This window comes from Sphaerisporangium fuscum (assembly GCF_018531465.1).
GTDB classification, from domain to species: Bacteria; Actinomycetota; Actinomycetes; order Streptosporangiales; family Streptosporangiaceae; genus Sphaerisporangium; species Sphaerisporangium fuscum.
The window spans coordinates 67,904-83,757 of sequence record NZ_JAHDTF010000044.1 but is presented as its reverse complement, the minus strand read 5'-3'; the positions used below and the strand labels follow the sequence as shown (position 1 = coordinate 83,757).

General features: G+C 72.0%; 12 protein-coding genes. 7 read left to right on the top strand and 5 right to left on the bottom strand.

Annotated features, from left to right (window positions below; translation table 11 throughout):
• A partial coding sequence (locus KIK05_RS41425; RefSeq protein ID WP_214416380.1) for a hypothetical protein occupies positions 1-1,235 on the bottom strand: 1,235 nt, incomplete at its 3' end.
• A 218-nt stretch (positions 1,236-1,453) separates the two neighbouring features.
• On the opposite strand from KIK05_RS41425, the gene KIK05_RS41420 reads away from it, so the two are divergent.
• Both KIK05_RS41420 and KIK05_RS41415 read left to right on the top strand, forming a co-directional pair.
• Positions 1,454-2,662 carry a sensor histidine kinase gene (locus KIK05_RS41420; RefSeq protein WP_214416379.1) on the top strand — a complete coding sequence of 403 codons (1,209 nt, stop codon included), beginning with the start codon at positions 1,454-1,456 and terminating at the stop codon, positions 2,660-2,662.
• Entirely contained in the window at positions 2,659-3,321 is a 663-nt protein-coding gene (locus KIK05_RS41415; RefSeq protein WP_214416378.1) for a response regulator, read from the top strand. Before KIK05_RS41420 ends, KIK05_RS41415 begins: the two co-directional genes overlap by 4 nt.
• Here KIK05_RS41415 and KIK05_RS41410 read toward each other — a convergent pair.
• Entirely contained in the window at positions 3,261-3,971 is a 711-nt protein-coding gene (locus tag KIK05_RS41410) for a hypothetical protein (RefSeq protein WP_214416377.1), read from the bottom strand. The genes KIK05_RS41415 and KIK05_RS41410 overlap by 61 nt on opposite strands.
• A 296-nt stretch (positions 3,972-4,267) precedes the next feature.
• Here KIK05_RS41410 and KIK05_RS41405 point away from each other — a divergent pair, with 296 nt between their 5' ends.
• Genes KIK05_RS41405 through KIK05_RS41395 form a run of 3 tightly spaced genes read left to right on the top strand, consistent with a single transcriptional unit; the run spans position 4,268 to position 8,045 of the window.
• Positions 4,268-6,328, top strand: a complete 2,061-nt coding sequence (locus KIK05_RS41405; protein ID WP_214416376.1) for a DUF6421 family protein — start codon at positions 4,268-4,270, stop codon at positions 6,326-6,328.
• Entirely contained in the window at positions 6,325-6,987 is a 663-nt protein-coding gene (locus KIK05_RS41400) for an SDR family NAD(P)-dependent oxidoreductase (RefSeq protein ID WP_214416375.1), read from the top strand. Before KIK05_RS41405 ends, KIK05_RS41400 begins: the two co-directional genes overlap by 4 nt.
• Positions 6,984-8,045, top strand: a complete 1,062-nt coding sequence (locus tag KIK05_RS41395) for a threonine aldolase family protein (RefSeq protein WP_308250345.1) — start codon at positions 6,984-6,986, stop codon at positions 8,043-8,045. The genes KIK05_RS41400 and KIK05_RS41395 overlap by 4 nt, the downstream gene beginning before the upstream one ends.
• A 52-nt stretch (positions 8,046-8,097) precedes the next feature.
• Here the strand turns inward: KIK05_RS41395 and KIK05_RS41390 are convergent, their stop codons facing one another.
• The gene (locus tag KIK05_RS41390; RefSeq protein WP_214416374.1) at positions 8,098-8,739 is read right to left on the bottom strand and encodes a DUF305 domain-containing protein; all 642 of its coding nucleotides are present in this window, start codon (positions 8,737-8,739) and stop codon (positions 8,098-8,100) included.
• Between the two features lie 121 nt (positions 8,740-8,860).
• Here KIK05_RS41390 and KIK05_RS41385 point away from each other — a divergent pair, with 121 nt between their 5' ends.
• Positions 8,861-9,583, top strand: a complete 723-nt coding sequence (locus tag KIK05_RS41385) for a thioredoxin-like domain-containing protein (RefSeq protein ID WP_214416373.1) — start codon at positions 8,861-8,863, stop codon at positions 9,581-9,583.
• A gap of 147 nt (positions 9,584-9,730) precedes the next feature.
• Here the strand turns inward: KIK05_RS41385 and ald are convergent, their stop codons facing one another.
• The gene (gene ald, locus KIK05_RS41380; RefSeq protein ID WP_214416372.1) at positions 9,731-10,846 is read right to left on the bottom strand and encodes an alanine dehydrogenase; all 1,116 of its coding nucleotides are present in this window, start codon (positions 10,844-10,846) and stop codon (positions 9,731-9,733) included.
• Positions 10,847-11,590: 744 nt separating this feature from the next.
• Between ald and KIK05_RS49260 the strand changes: the two genes are divergently transcribed.
• On the top strand, positions 11,591-13,480 hold the full coding sequence (locus KIK05_RS49260) for an excalibur calcium-binding domain-containing protein (protein ID WP_214416371.1): 1,890 nt from the start codon (positions 11,591-11,593) through the stop codon (positions 13,478-13,480).
• A 56-nt stretch (positions 13,481-13,536) separates the two neighbouring features.
• On the opposite strand, the gene KIK05_RS41370 is transcribed toward KIK05_RS49260, so the two are convergent.
• Complete coding sequence (locus KIK05_RS41370; RefSeq protein WP_214416370.1) at positions 13,537-15,768, bottom strand: xanthine dehydrogenase family protein molybdopterin-binding subunit; 2,232 nt, start codon at positions 15,766-15,768, stop codon at positions 13,537-13,539.
• Positions 15,769-15,854 lie beyond the last annotated feature (86 nt).

Here is a 15,854-nt window from a genome sequence, read left to right as displayed (position 1 = left end):
GGCCGGGCGGCGGCGACCGGTTCCGGCGGGATCCCGGCCGCCGCCGTCCGGCGCCGGCGCAGCACGATGGGCACCGCCGCGGCCAGCAGGAGCCCGGCGCCGATCAGCCCCGCCGTGGCGAGCGGCAGCGCCGAGGAGCCCCCGGCCGGGCTCCTCGTCCGGACGGCCGCGGGCGCCGGAGCGCGGTTGGCCCGGGCCAGGCGCAGGTGGTCCTGGGCCACGGCGTGGTCGGGGCGCAGCCTCAGCACCTGCTCCAGCACCGGGATCGCGTTGGCGTAGAACTTGTTGTGGTACGGGGCGAGCGCCGTCTCGTAGATCACGTCCACCGGGCCGCGCCGGGGGGCGACGTCCGCCGCGACCAGCGCGGCCCGGATGTCGTCGACCGGCGTCAGCCTGCCCGCCGCGCCGTGGCCGCCCGTGACCAGGCCGACCACCTCGCTCTTGGCGTCGTCGACCACGGCCCCGCCCTCGCCGTCGGCGTCCAGGAAGGCCTCCAGCTTGGCCCGCTCCGCCGTCTTGAACGTACGCCCGCCCGGCGGGTCGAGGTGGGCGGTCTCGACCTTCGGCGGGGCCTTGGCGCCCGGCCTGGCCGGCAGCCCGATGACGTCCACCGACTCGATGCCGCCGCCGACCGAGGTTCCGAGCGGGACGGTGGGCAGCGTGGAGTCCTCCCCGCCCTTGGTGAGCCTGAGCACCGCGGGCGCCGCCGGGGAGGGGCCGCCGCGCAGCAGTCGCGCGGGGTAGCCGTCGGGCGCGGGAGGCTCGGCGTAGGGGAACACCGTGATCACGATGGCCGTCTGGCCGGCGCAGGTGGAGTGCTGCCGCCGCGGCGGGTAGCAGGCCTGCAGCCGGGAGTTCAGTTCGGCGTCCTTCACCTTGTGGCGGGAGAAGTCACCCGGGAGGTCGACCTTGAAGTACTCGGAGAACGCCCGGTTGACGGCGTACACGCCGGGGTCCTGGTCGGGCTGGACGACGGCGGTGGCGGTGACCACGACGCCGTCGGGGGAGACAATGAAGCCGCTGCCGTTCCCCACCGGGACGTCGTATTCGCGGATCACCTGCTTGAACACGTTCCGGTCGTCGAAAAGGGTGATCGTCACGTGGGCGCGGGCCTCGACCCGGACCGTTCCAGGGGTGACACGGTCGGTGGATCCGCTGGGATGAGGATGGACGTTGCCGGCGGCGAGCGCCGTGATGGCGCTCAGCCCCGCGAAAAGGACCTGTAGGCGGGGCATCGCCGCCTCCTAATAAGTACCAGGGGATTTCAGAGTCGCAGCGCGGGCGATGCCGTTCAAGGCTCGGCGCACGGCCGTCACGGACTTGCAATCGGCCGCCGGGCCACCTGGTGATTCACGCCGATCGATCTTGATCGACTTGAAGGCGACTTGGAGTCGGCTTGCGCTGGGGTTTTCGGGCGTATCGCCGGGCGCGGGCAGAGATTAACCTCGCCGCTATGGCGGCATTCATCACCTTCAGGCGGCACTTCGGCACGATCCCTCGGGTGGACGTCAGGCGGCGCCTCGCCGCGATTCCCCGGGTCGATCTGATGATCGGCGGCACGGTCGTCGGGCTCGGGACGATGCAGGCGCTCACGTCGGCCACGGCGTACGGCGCGGCGCAGGATCCCGAGCTGTGGTGGGTGCTCCAGGCGCTCGTGACCGGTGTGCTGCTCTTCTACCGCCGCAGGTCGCCGGTGGCCGTCTTCATCCTCATGATCCTCGCGCAGTACGCCTGGCACCGGCAGGGCAACGAGAGCTGCCCGGTCTGGCAGCTGGCGGCGCTGCTGATCGTCTTCCACACCGTGGGCGCCGAGCTCCGGTTCGGGCCGGGCGCCGCGTGGGCGCTCTCCGGCGTGCTGGTCTTCGACTCCGGAGCCGTGGACCTGCGCCCGCTGCCGTTCGAGGAGATCACCTTCCTCACCGTCGCGTTCGGCGGCGCCTACCTGACCGGCCTCGCGGTGCGGACGCACCTCACGCGGGCCGTGCGGCTCGCCGAGCACGCCCGCCTGCTGGAGCTCGAACGGGAGCACCGCGCCGCCGAGGCCGTCGCCGCGGAGCGCACCCGGATCGCCCGCGAGCTCCACGACGTGGTCGCCCACAGCGTCAGCATGATGGTGATGCAGGCCGGGGCGCTGCGCAGGGCGCAGGGCGGGACGAACGAGGTGCTGTCCGGCATCGAACGCATGGGCCGGGAGGCGGTGGACGAACTGCGCGTGATGCTCGGCGCGCTGCGCATGCAGCAGGACGAGGCGCTGCCGCAGCCCGGTCTCGACGTGCTGGAGAACCTGGTCGCCACCCTGCCCGGGGCCGACATCCACCTGACCGTCAGGGGCCGGCCGGTACGGCTCACGCCGGGCCTCGACCTGTCGGCGTACCGCATCGTCCAGGAGGCGCTGACCAACGCGGTCAAGCACGCGCCGGGGGCCGAGATCCGCATCACGATCGACCACCTGCCCGGCGCGGTCGAACTGGAGATCGTGAACCAGGCCGCGCGGGGAGGCGGCCGGCGCGCCGCGGAGCTGTCCACAGGGCACGGCTTGGTGGGCATGCGGGAGCGCGCGGAGCTGTACGGTGGCTCGCTGGAGGCGGGACCTCTTCCCGCTCCCGGGCAGGGTTTCCGTGTCCGCGCGCGCCTACCGATCCCGCAAGGAGTGCTCGTATGACGATCCGCGTCGTCGTCGCCGACGACCAGGCCATGGTGCGGGCCGGCCTTCGCATGGTGGTGGAGTCCGAGCCCGGCATGGAGGTCGTGGGAGAGGCCTCCGACGGCGCCGAGGCGCTCAGCGTGGTGCGCCGCCTGCGGCCCGACGTCGTGCTGATGGACATCCAGATGCCGCGCATGGACGGCCTGACCGCCGCCCGGCAGCTCCTCGACGGCCCGAACCCTCCGAAGATCGTCATGCTGACCACCTTCGACACCGACGAGAACCTCTACGCCGCCCTGCGGGCCGGCACCAGCGGGTTCCTGCTCAAGGTCTCCCCGCCCGAGCAGCTGGTCGAGGCCGTCAGGGTGGTGGCCTCCGGCGACGGGCTGCTCGACCCGGCCGTCACCACGCGGGTCATCGCGTCGTTCGCCGGGCGGCACGAGCCGGTCAGGCCGCCGCAGCTGGCCGAGCTCACCCCGAGGGAGCTCGAGGTGCTGCGCCACCTCGCCCGTGGCCTCACCAACGCCGAGATCGCCACCGAGCTCTTCGTCGGCGAGGCCACGGTCAAGACCCACGTGGCACGTGTGCTGATGAAGCTCCATCTGCGCGACCGCGCTCAGGCGGTCGTGTTCGCGTACGAGTCGGGGGTCGTGCGCCCCGGCGCCGAGACGGGGTAGTACGACGCCCAGCGCTCGTCGCCCATCCGCAGCACCTTCAGGCCCAGGTAGCCCAGCACCACGAGGTTGCCGCCGCTCCACAGCAGGCTGAGCGGGCCGTAGTCCAGCACGTACGGGGAGGCCCAGGCCACGACACCGACGACGAGCACCCACCAGTGCATGAAGCCGCCGCGCCACAGGGCGACCATCAGCAGCACCAGGCCGACCGGCCCGAGGAACACCCACGGCATCTGGAAGCCGAAGATCACGCCGGGCAGGTCGAAGACCTGGTCGAACATCTTGGTGGCCTCATCGGGCGCGTAGTGCTGCCCGAAGTACCACTCGACCGGGTCGCCCATCAGCAGGGCCGAGATGCTGATGAATCCCAGAGTGGTCAGGATCCCGGCGATGTGGCCGAGGACGACCGCGCGCTTGCGCAGCACGTGCAGCAGGCCCACCACCGCGAGCGGCAGGATGATCCAGCTCCAGTGGTAGAGCGCCGACTGCAGCTGGGCGAGGGCGGGGTTGTCACCGTAGCTGACCACCTCACGGTCGTCGCCCCAGGTTCCGGGGTCGACGAGGGTGGCCGTGAGCTGGAACACGGGGGACACGATGAGTGCCGCTCCGGTGAGCCAGCGGCGGAAGCCGACGGAGTCGGACAGTTTGGGCATTGTGCTTCCTCGGTGAAGGGGAGGGTCCGCCTCGTGGGCGGAGGCATGGCGTTCCTTGATACGCCGAGGACGGTACGGGCCCGGCCCCGCCCGGGTCGTCCCCCCACCGGGTGACTCCCCCTCCTCCGCCCGGCGGAACTCCGCGATCTCCCCAGAGGGACGGTCGCGCCGCCATGTCCCGTCCTGACCGGCAGATCTGGATTGGGTTTTCCGCAAGAGGGGCATCTGTGTGTATATTTTTCGTCCAGAACCGGACGTAGCCGGAGAAATTACGCCAAGCGGAGGGTTGGACCGGTATGAGGGCGTTCCCGCGAGTGCTGTTCGACGAAGCCCACAACGAGTCGTGGACGATCCGCCGAGAGGTCGCCGAGGCGATCAACCCGGCGCACCCTGACGACAACAGCTACGCGCGTGCGGCCGAGGTGCTCCGGAAGCTCGGGCACACCGTCGCCGCCCACACCGAGGGCGCGATCACACCGGCCGTCCTGAACGCCCACGATGTCTTCGTCATCGCCCACCCCTCCGCCGACCGATGGGAGCGCACCGTCGGCCTCGGCAGCCCGGCGCTGCCCGTCGAGGAGATCGACGCGATCGAGGAGTACGTCGCCGGCGGCGGCGGGCTGATCGTGCTCGCCGAGTGCGAGCAGGAGAAGTACGGCAACAACATCCCCGAGCTGCTGGCCCGGTTCGGCGTGGGCATCGAGCACGCCACCGTGCAGGACCCCGCCAACTGCTACAACAACGTCGCCACCTGGGTGCTCGGCAAGCCCGTCCCGACCGCCGAGGAGGACCTCACGGCGGGCGCGCGGGAGGCGTGCTTCTACCGGGCCGGCGTGCTCACCCCGCCGCCCGGCGCCACCGTGCTGTACGAGACCTCGGCCGCCGCCGACCTCCCCGGCCGCGCGCTCGCGGTCGCCCTTCGTCACGGCAAGGGACGGGTCGTGGTGTTCGCCGACTCCGACCTGTTCGGTGACGACTCCATAGACGACCTCCGGCACGCCCGCCTGTGGGGCAACATCGTCACCTGGGCCGCCCGCGTCCCGGCCGGCGCCGCCACCACCGGCGAGGTCGACGCCGACTTCGCCGGGCTCAAGGCCGCCGTCGAGGAACTGCGCCCGCTGACCGCCAAGGACGGGTCCATCGAGGACACCGCGGCCGCCGCGCCGATCGTCGAGCGGGTGATCGCGGGCGTCGAGAAGCTCGCGCCGAGGTTCCCGCACGACGAGAAGTACCTCGCCACCGTCGTCGACGACCTGCGCAAATGGCGGGCCGCCGGGTTCGGCGTGCCCGACTTCCTCGACTCGCTGAACGCCTTCCATCCCGACACCCAGCGCGTCGACGGCCTGGAGCACCTGGTCGTCTTCCCGATGTACACCCAGAACGGCAACCTCAACCGCAACATCGAGGCCGTCTGGATCCGCACCGTATGGCCCGAGTGGCTGGCCTCGCTGGAGCGGGAGCGGTACGACAACCCGATGTTCGTGCCGATCGCCTTCGTCGACTTCACCGCCGGCTACGACACCAACAGCGCGGTGCTGTTCCCCGAGACCGTCGCCGTCCGCGAGACCCCGGCCCGCTTCACCTGGGGCGGCATCTTCTGCGACCGGGAGGCCGCGCGCTTCCGCAGCGTCAGCCGCGCCGCCGCCGACACCCTGAAGCTGGCGCTGCCGCCGGACGCCGCCCGCCTGCTGGAGAGCCAGGAGCTCGCCCAGGACACCTACGTCCTGTGGGACCTCGTGCACGACCGCACCCACAGCCACGGCGACCTGCCGTTCGACCCGTTCATGATCAAGCAGCGCATGCCGTACTGGCTCTACTCGCTGGAGGAGCTGCGCTGTGACCTGACGGCGTTCGGCGAGGCCGTCAAGCTGGAGGGCGAGGGCGTGCCGCACGCCCGGTACGTCCAGTACGCCATCCTCTTCGACCGGCTGTTCCGCTTCCCGATCACCGGCGATCGGGTGCGCAACTACGACGGCCTCGGCGGCCAGCTGCTGTTCGCCTACCTGCACCGCAACGACGTCGTCCGCTGGACCGACAACCGGCTCAGCATCGACTGGGACCGGGTCGCCGACTGCGTGGCCGACCTGCGCGGAGAGGTCGAGAAGCTGTACCGCGACGGCATCGACCGCTCCAAGCTGGCCCACTGGCTCGCCGCCCACCAGCTCGTCGCGAACTACGTCGCCCCGAACCCGGCCTCGGTGTGGCAGCACGGCGCCGAGGCGCTCCCGGTGGAGGGCTTCCCGAAGGCCGTGGTGGACGCCGTCCTGCCCGACGAGTTCCCCCTGAGCATGTTCTACGAGGCCCTGCGCCGTAAGCTTTCCGGCGTGATCGAGGCCACGAAGGGAATCCGCGCGTGAGCAGCTCCAACCGAGTCATCCTGGTCGCCGGAGCCGGCGGCCCCACCGGGAAGGCCGTGAAGGAGCGGCTGGCCCGGCGCGGCGACACGGTGATCGGGGTCGACCGGCACGGCGTCGACTGCGACGTCCCCGCCGACCTCACCGACGCCGAGGCCGTACGCGAGCTGGCGCGCCGCGTCGAGGACGAGCACGGCAGGATCGACGGCGTCGTCCAGCTCGTCGGGGGCTGGCGGGGGTCGAAGACCTTCGCCGAGACCGACCTGGAGGACTGGGACTTCCTGCACCGGCTGCTGATCCGCACCCTGCAGAACGTCTCGCTCGCCTTCGAGCCGCTGCTGCGCCGCAGCGAGTCCGGCCGGTTCGTCATCGTCTCCGCCAAGGCGGCCCAGCAGCCCACCCAGGGGAACGCCGCCTACGCCGCCGCCAAGGCGGCCTCGGAGGCGTGGACGCTCGCCCTGGCCGACGCGCTGCGCGGCACCCCGAGCGCGGCGACCATCCTGGTGATCAAGGCGCTGGTGAACGACGAGATGCGGGCCGCCTCGCCCGAGAAGAAGTTCCCCGGCTTCACCGACGTGAAGGACCTCGCCGAGGCCGTCGCCGCCCTGTGGGACCGGCCGGCCGAGGAGGTCAACGGCATCCGATTGGACCTGACATCGTGACCGAGGCACGACGCCACCACGACCCCGAGATGAAGGGGTTCGCCAGCGACAACTACGCCGGCGTGCACCCGGAGGTCTTCGAGGCGCTGGCCCTCGCCAACGGCGGCCACCAGCCGCCCTACGGCGCCGACGTCTACACCCAGCGGGTGCAGGAGGTGTTCCAGCGGCACTTCGGGCCGGAGGCCTCGGCGTGGCCGGTGTTCAACGGCACCGGCGCGAACGTCGTCGGCCTGCGCGCGATGCTGGCGCCCTGGGAGGCCGTGGTGTGCGCGCAGTCGGCGCACATCAACACCGACGAGGGCGGCGCGCCGGAGCAGAGCGCCGGCATCAAGCTGCGCACGGTGCCCACCCCCGACGGCAAGCTGACCCCCGAGCTGATCGACAGGGAGGCCTGGGGCTTCGGTGACGAGCACCGGGCGCAGCCGAAGGTCGTCTCGATCTCCGAGAGCACCGAGCTCGGCACGCTCTACACGCCCGACGAGATCGCCGAGATCGCCGCGCACTGCCGCCACCTCGGCATGCTGCTCCACCTCGACGGTTCCCGGCTGTCGAACGCCGCCGCGGCGCTCGACGTGCCGCTGCGCGCGCTGACGACCGACGCGGGCGTCGACGTGCTGTCGTTCGGCGGCACCAAGAGCGGGCTGATGTTCGGCGAGGCCGTCGTCGTGCTGAACCCGGCGGCGGCGCGGGGCATGGCGTACCTGCGCAAGAGCTCGATGCAGCTGGCCTCGAAGATGAGGTTCGTGTCGGTGCAGTTCGAGGCGCTGCTGGCCGGTGACCTCTGGCTGCGCAACGCCCGCAACGCCAACGCCATGGCCGCGCGCCTGGCCGCCGCCGTACGCGGCATCCCGGGGGTGAGCGTGACCAGGGCCGTCGAGGCCAACGCGGTCTTCGCCGTGCTGCCCGGCGACGCGGCCGACCGGGTGCGCAAGCGGTTCCCGTTCTACACCTGGGACGAGACCACCGGCGAGGTGCGCTGGATGACCGCGTTCGACACCACCGAGGCCGACGTGGACGCCTTCGCCGCGGCCGTCGCCGAGGAGATGGCGCAGGCCTGACCCACCCCGCCTCCCGGCCTCCGCCCGTCTCCTCGGGCGGGGGCCGGCGGCTTTACTTGAGGATCGAGGGGTACGGCTGGGCGCCGCGCTCCTTCAGCAGCTCGGTCATGTACCCGATCTCGCTGTCCTGCGTGTTCACGATGTTCTGCGCCATACCGCGCACCTCCTCGCGCTCGGACAGCTTGAGCACCGCCTGGGCCATCTGCACGCCGCCCTCGTGATGGCGGATCATCAGCTGGAGGAAGAGGATCTCGGCGTCCTTGCCCTTGGCGGCCCTGAGCTTCTTCAGCTCGTCGACCGAGGCCATCCCGGGCATCTTGCCGCCCGCCATATCGGACATGTCGGGCGAGGAGCCGTGCCCGTGCCCGGCCATCCACGCCATCGCCGGACGGCTGCCCGCCTGGTCGAGGCCCCACTGCTGCAGCCAGCCCATGAAGACGCCGCGCTGGGCGGTCTGGGTGGTGATGATGTCGTAGGCCAGCGACCGGATCTTGGGATCGGCGCTCGCGTCGCGCACCGCGAAGCTCATCTCGACCGCCTGGGCGTGGTGCACCGCCATGTCCCGCGAGAAGCCCGCCTCCGGTGAGGCGTCCCCCGGAGGCGCCGTCCTCCCGTTGATCAGCAGCATCGCGACGGCGGTGACCGCGCAGGAGATCAGTGCGACCAGGATCAGGCGGGTACGTGGGGTTGTCATGGCCAGCCAGGGTTGTGAGCGGTCGGGAGCGTCAAACGCAAACGTTATTACTTAGCCACTATCCTCCACATAAGCATCGGAGCTTGAGCATTCAGGGTCATTAACAGCCGTTGGAGGATCGATGGCCAAGGACAGGACGCAGGCTCGGCGGGAGCAACTCGCCCAGCTGCGCGCCGCACAGAAGCGCAAGGAGCGCCGCGCGGCGATGCTGATGTGGGGCGCCGGCGCCTTCGTCATCGTCCTGCTCGTCGGGGTCGTCGGTTTCTACATCGTCCGGGATCGCTCCCAGACCTCGCTCGACGCCGTCACGAGCTACACCTACAAGGGGTCCGAGCACACCGCGATCAAGGTCAACTACAAGGAGACCCCGCCGGTCGGCGGCCCGCACAACCCCGTCTGGCAGCAGTGCGGCGTCTACGACCAGCCGATCAACAACGAGCACGGCGTGCACTCCATGGAGCACGGCTCGGTGTGGATCACCTACCGTCCCGATCTGCCCAAGGCCGACGTCTCGAAGCTGAAGGCCATGATCACCTCCGACTACATGCTGCTCAGCCCGTACCCCGGTCTGAAGGCGCCGGTGGTGGTCAGCTCGTGGAACCACCAGCTCGTGCTCACGGGTGCCGACGACCCCCGCCTGCCCAGGTACATCACCAAGTACAGGCAGAACCCGAGCACCACGCCCGAGTACGGCGCCACCTGCACCGGCGACGGGAGCACGCAGGCGACGGCCGCCGACGAACCCATACCGACGGCGAGTCCCACCGCGGCGCCGACCGGCTCGGCCGCCCCCGACCCGACCATGGGCAAGAGCGCCTCGCCGGCCCCGACGCCGAGCAAGTGACCGGCGGGAGCCGGAACCTCGCCACAGGACCCCGAGACGCGTTCTAGGCCTGTTCTCCGCACGAGCCCGAATCTCCCTGCGCTATATGCGGCCGGGTACGATCAGTGATCAGCCCAGGTCGATGAGGGCGATGTGCGGAAAACGGGCCTATGCCAGGACGCTCTCGGGCTCCACGGCCTCCAGGGCGTGGGCCTCGCCGACCGGACGGTTGGTGAGCGTGCCCTCGTGGACGTTCAGGCCCAGCGCCAGCGCCGGGTCGTCCCGCAGGGCCTGCCGCCAGCCCTTCCGCGCGATCGCCAGGACGTACGGGAGCGTCACGTTGGTGAGCGCGTACGTCGAGGTGTTCGGAACGGCCCCCGGCATGTTCGCCACGCAGTAGAAGACCGATTTGTGCACCTGGTAGGTCGGATGGGCGTGGGTGGTGGGCCGCGAGTCCTCGAAGGCGCCGCCCTGGTCGATGGAGATGTCCACCAGCACCGAGCCCTCCTTCATCCGCGACACCATCTCGTTGGTGACCAGCTTCGGCGCCTTGGCGCCCGGCACCAGCACCGCCCCGATCACCAGGTCGGCCTCCAGCACGGCCCGCTCGATCTCGTAGCTGTTGGACGCGACCGTCCGCAGCTGCCCTCGGTAGATCGTGTCGATCTGGCGCAGCCTGTCGATGTTCTTGTCCAGCAGCACGACCTCCGCCTGCATGCCGAGGGCGATGGTGGCCGCGTTCAGGCCCGTCACGCCGGCGCCCAGCACGACGACCCTCGCCGGGTACACGCCCGGCACGCCTCCCATGAGCACGCCCCGGCCGCCGCCCTGCCGCATCAGGTGGTAGGCGCCCACCTGCGGGGCCAGGCGCCCGGCCACCTCGGACATGGGCGCGAGCAGCGGCAGGGCCCCGTTCTCGAGCTGTACGGTCTCGTAGGCGATGCCGGTGACCCCCGACTCCAGCATGGCCAGGGTGAGCTTCCGCGACGCCGCGAGGTGAAGGTAGGTGAAGAGCACCTGCCCGCGGCGCATGAGGGGGTATTCGGATGCTATGGGTTCCTTGACCTTGAGGATCAGGTCCCCCTCGCGCCAGACCTCCTCCGCCGAGTCCAGGATCGTCGCGCCGGCCACGGTGTAGTCCTGGTCCGTGATGGACGACCCGGCACCCGCGCCGCGTTCGACGAACACCTGGTGGCCGTCGCGGACCAGTTCGTTGGCACCAGCGGGCGTCAGCGCGACCCGGTGTTCCTGGTCCTTCACCTCTCGGGGTATTCCGACCTTCATGAATCCTCCTTCCGCCCCGGCGGCGACCCTCCGCCATGCCGTGCGCGACCGGCTCGGACCGGTCTCGCGGCGCCGCCGACCGTGGGGGCATTCCCGCCCTGGAAGCCCTCGTCATGGAGCAGGTTGGAAGCAATCGCTCCAGGTACGTGGCAAATTGTCAGGACATCTACAGCGTAGGACCCTGCTGCGAGCGTCCGATCTGCGGTTAGCTCGATCACGCGAGCCTCGGTAGGCTCGCCCGAGCGATGTCTGCTCTCAGGGGTGAGGATGCGTAACCAGCGGGCGACGGGCGATCAGCAAGATCGCCCGGAGGGGTCGTCGGCCCTTCCCGGGAACTCGCCCGCCGGCTCCGGCCCGGCCGATCCGGGACGGCCGCCGGCCGACCTGGAGGACACCCTGGTCGGCCTGGGCGGCCCCCTGTTCCCTCACGACGACGACCCGGCGCGACCGGGGGCGGACGATCCCCCGGCCGGCGCGGCGCGACCGAGACCGGACGATGCCCCATCCGGCGGACCGGCGCGGTCGAGGGCCGACGATGCCCCATCCGCCGCATCGGCGCGGTCGAGGGGGGACGATTCCCCTTACGGCGCGTCGGCGTGGTCGAGGGCCGACGATGCTCCGCGCGAACCGCACTCGGGGGTGGGCGGCGGCGCGTCCGAGGAGGCCGAGCCGCCGTCCGGGACGAGGAGTCCGGCGGCCGAGGCGGGCGAGCCCCGCCGGGCGGGGCCGCCCGAGGACGATTTGGTGCCCTTCGCGGCCGGCGACCCTCGTGAGGACGAGCTGTCGGACGACACCCTGGTCGACCTCTTCACCGTGGCCGACGAACCGACAGTGGACGGCCTCCCCGCCGGGGCGGGCCAGACGTGGCGGGCGGGCGGCGAGCCGGGGCCCGCGAGCGGCGGGCGGGCGACCGGCTCCGGTCGGCCCGGCGATCCGCTCCTCGACCCTGGCCTGCCCGCGGCCGAAGCCGCGCTCCCTCTGGAGTCCGGCGCGCTCCCGGGCGAGCCGCTCCTGGAGCCCGGCCTGCCAGGGGCCGCACCTGGTGTGCCGCTTCTGGAAGGCGGCCCGTCAGGAGTCGAGCCCGGTGTCCCGCTTTTGGAAGGCGGCCTGCCACCGGTGGAGCCCGGTGTCCCGCTCCTGGCGGACGGCCTGCCGCCGGTCGAGGCCGGTGCGCCGCTCCTGGCGTCCGGCACGCTTCCCGGCGAGGCCGGCGAGCCGCTCCGCGAACCCGGCCTGCCGGCCGGGGAACCCGGGGAGCCGTCCGTCGGTCCCGGCGGGGTTCCCCTCGCGCCCGGCGGTACGCCTCCCGGTCCCGGCGGCCAGCCTCCGGGTGCCGGTGGCGGCGCGGCCGCGCCCGGAGGGACGCCGGCCGCTCCGTCCGGTCCGCCCCGAGCCGCCCGTTCGACCACGATCGTCCTGATCGTCGCGCTCTTCGTGGGAATACTCGTCACCGGGGTCCTCGGCACGATCGCCGTCCTCATGACCCGCCAGCCCGACCTGCCGCTCGGCGCGCCCCCGCCCAAGCGGCTCGCCACCCCCATCCACTTCGCCCCGGTCACCGGAGTCAAGGCCGCCCCCTGTCCCGGCGCCGAAGCGGTGCTCGACGACGCCGGCACCACCTGCTACCAGCTGGACCCGGGAGTCACCGTCACCTCGGTGATCAAGGTGGAGACGGTCGCCGAGAAGGACGGCACGTACGACGTGCGCGTGGTGCTCGCTCCGGACAGCCGCCAGAGGCTTGCCGACCTGATCAGGGACTCGGTCGACCAACAGCTCGCCATCGTCGTGGCGGACAGGGTCGTCACGGCGCCCAGGGTCGCGCAGCCGATCACGCAGGACAGCCTGAGCATCACGGGGCTGAGCAAGGAGGCGGCGGAGGGGCTGTTCGCCCGCCTGATGGGCACCACCGGCACCGTCACCGGCGTCCCGAACACCGGCACCACGGCCCCCGCCTCCTCACCGACCTCCCAGTCGACCTGCCCCCCGAACACCTCCGCCACAGGCGGCCCCATCATCAACCCGCCCACCGGCAACGCCGGCACGGGCAACCCCGGCACCGGGACGGGTAACTCCGGAACCGGTACCGGAAACCCCGGGACGGGCACCGGAAACCCCGGCAGCGGGAACCCCGGGACGGGGACGAATTCCGGCCTGCCCGGTAGCGCCTCCGACTGCCCCCCGGGCAGCGGGACGTCCACCGGCGGAACCTCTACCGGCGAGACGTCCACCAGCGGAACGTCCACCGGCGGGCCGGCCGCCCCCTCCACCGGCGGACCCGCCGCGCCCACCGGCGGCCCCGGCGGATCCGCCTCCCAGCCGGGTTCCATGCCACTGCAGCCCACCGGGCCCGCCCACACCCCCGGCACGGGCGGCGCCGGCACCGCGCCCGCCGGCGGCGAGGTGCCGTCGTCCACCACGCGTACCTCCGCCGTGGGCGGCAAGGTCCGCTCTCCCGCCCCGGCGGGGGACGCCTCGTCCAAGCGCGTCCGCAAGCCCGACCCGCGCTTCCCCACCTGCAAGCGGGCCAACGCGGCGGGCTACGGTCCGTACACCAAGGGCGTCCACGAGGAGTACTCCTGGTACCCCGACCGTGACCACGACGGCGTGGCCTGCGAACGCGACGAGGCCGGCTGACCTCCCTGCTCGCCCACAACGCCGGACTGCTGGACCGGCTCGTTCAGCCGGCTCCCTCAGGTACGGAGGGCTATGTCCTGGGGGCGGACGGGGACGCGGTGGAGGGGGAGGGCGGTGGCGGCGCGGACGGCGGCGGTGATGGCGGGAGTGGAGGACAGAGTGGGCGGCTCCCCGGCGCCGCGCAGGCCGTACGGGGCGTGGGGGTCGGGGTTCTCCAGGACGGACAGGCGCATGGGCGGCATGTCGAGGATCGTCGGGATCAGGTAGTCGGTGAAGGACGGGTTCAGCACCTTCCCGTCGCGGACCTGGATCTCCTCCATCAGTGCGAGCCCGAGCCCCTGCGCGGAGCCGCCGTGGATCTGCCCTTCCAGCGCCACCGGGTTGAGGATCTTGCCGACGTCCTGCACGGCGGCCAGCTCGACCACTTTGACCAGGCCCAGCTCGACGTCCACGTCGACCACCGCCCGGTGGACGCACAACGCCAGCTGCACGTGGGAGTTCCCCTGACCGGTGACCGGGTCCATCGGGTACGTGGGCCGGTGCCGGTACTCGCGGGTCTCCTCCACAGGGCCGTGCGCTTCCAGCAGTTGCGCGAGCGTCCGCCCCGGGTCCGCGGCGTGCAGCCCGTCCAGCCGTTCGCGCACCGCCTCGCAGGCCGTCTTGACCGCGCCGCCCGTGACGTACGACTGACGGGAGGCCGAGCTGGAGCCGGCGGAGCCGACCGAGGTGTCGGCCGGGGCGACGGTCACCCGCTCGATCCCGAGCTCGGTGCGGGCGATCTGCGTCTGCACGGTGACCAGGCCCTGCCCGACCTCGGCGGCGGCGGTGTGCACCAGGACGTGGGGCTCGCCGCCGAGCAGCTCGACCCGTACGCGAGCGGTGGAGTAGTCGTCGAAGCCTTCGGAGAAGCAGATGTTCTTGATCCCGACGCCGTACCCGACGCCCCGCCGCACGCCCTCGCCGTGGGTCGTCTGCGCCACCCCTCCGGGAAGGGACCGAAGGTCGGGCGTGCCCGAGGAGGGCGGGGGCAGGGGCGTGGCGGCGAGTTCGCGGAGCATGGCGGCCAGAGGGGCGGGGGAGTCGATCACCTGGCCGGTGGCGAGGCGGGAGCCCTGGGAGACGGCGTTGCGGACCCGGATTTCCACCGGGTCGAGCCCGCAGGCCTCGGCGAGCCTGTCCATCTGCGACTCGTAGGCGAAGCACGCCTGCACCGCCCCGAAGCCGCGCATCGCACCGCAGGGCGGGTTGTTGGTGTAGGCGCCGTAGGCGTCGATCTCGACGTTCGGCACCTCGTACGGCCCGACGCCGAGGGAGGCGGCGTTGCCGACCACGGCCGGGGAGGACGAGCAGTACGCGCCCCCGTCCAGCACGATCTCGGCCTTGACGTACACCAGCCGGCCGTCGCGGGTCGCCCCGTGCTCGTACCGCATCCGTGCCGGGTGCCGGTGGACGTGGCCGAAGAACGACTCCTCCCGCCCGTACACGATCTTCACCGGCCGGCCGGTGCGCAGGGCCAGCATCGAGGCGTGCACCTGCATCGACAGGTCCTCGCGGGCGCCGAACGCGCCCCCCACGCCGGCCAGCGTCAGCCGTACCTTGTCCTTCGGCAGGCCGAGGCAGGGCGCGATCTGGTCCTGGTCGACGTGCAGCCACTGGGTGGCGACGAACAGGTCGACCCCGCCGTCCTCGGCGGGCACGGCGAGGCCGGACTCCGGGCCGAGAAAGGCCTGGTCCTGCATGCCCACCTCGTACTCGCCGGTCACGACGATCTCGGCGCCGGCCGGGACGCGCCCGACCCGTACGGGCTGGTGGCGCACGAGGTTGCCGCCCGGCTGCACCTTCGGGCAGTCCGGGTCGAACAGGGCGCGGCGGGCGTCGGTCACCGCCTCGCGCGGCTCGTACCCGACCTTGATCGCCGCCGCCGCCCGCCGCGCCGTCTCAGGGTGGTCGGCGGCGACGATCGCGACCGGTTCCCCCTGGTAGCGCACCTGGTCGACGGCGAGCACCGGCTGGTCCTTGTGCTCCAGGCCGTAGAAGCGCTCACCTGGGACGTCCTCGTGGGTGAGCACGGCGTGCACGCCGGGCACGGCCAGCGCCGGTCCCACGTCGATGGAGCGGATCCACGCCGAGGGGTGCGGGCTGCGCAGGGTGGCGCCCCACAGCATGCCCGACAGGTAGAGGTCCGAGGAGTAGGCGAACTCCCCGGTCACCTTCAGGACGCCGTCCGGGCGGCTCGCGCTCGCCCCGACGCCCTGCCCCTGGCTGCGGCCGCTGGCGATGTGGGTCACAGCGGCAGTACATCAGCGATGTACGGCGCCTCCAATTGACGCAGCCGCGAAACGCCGTGAGAGACCGCCGCGGGGGCTTGTAGGTT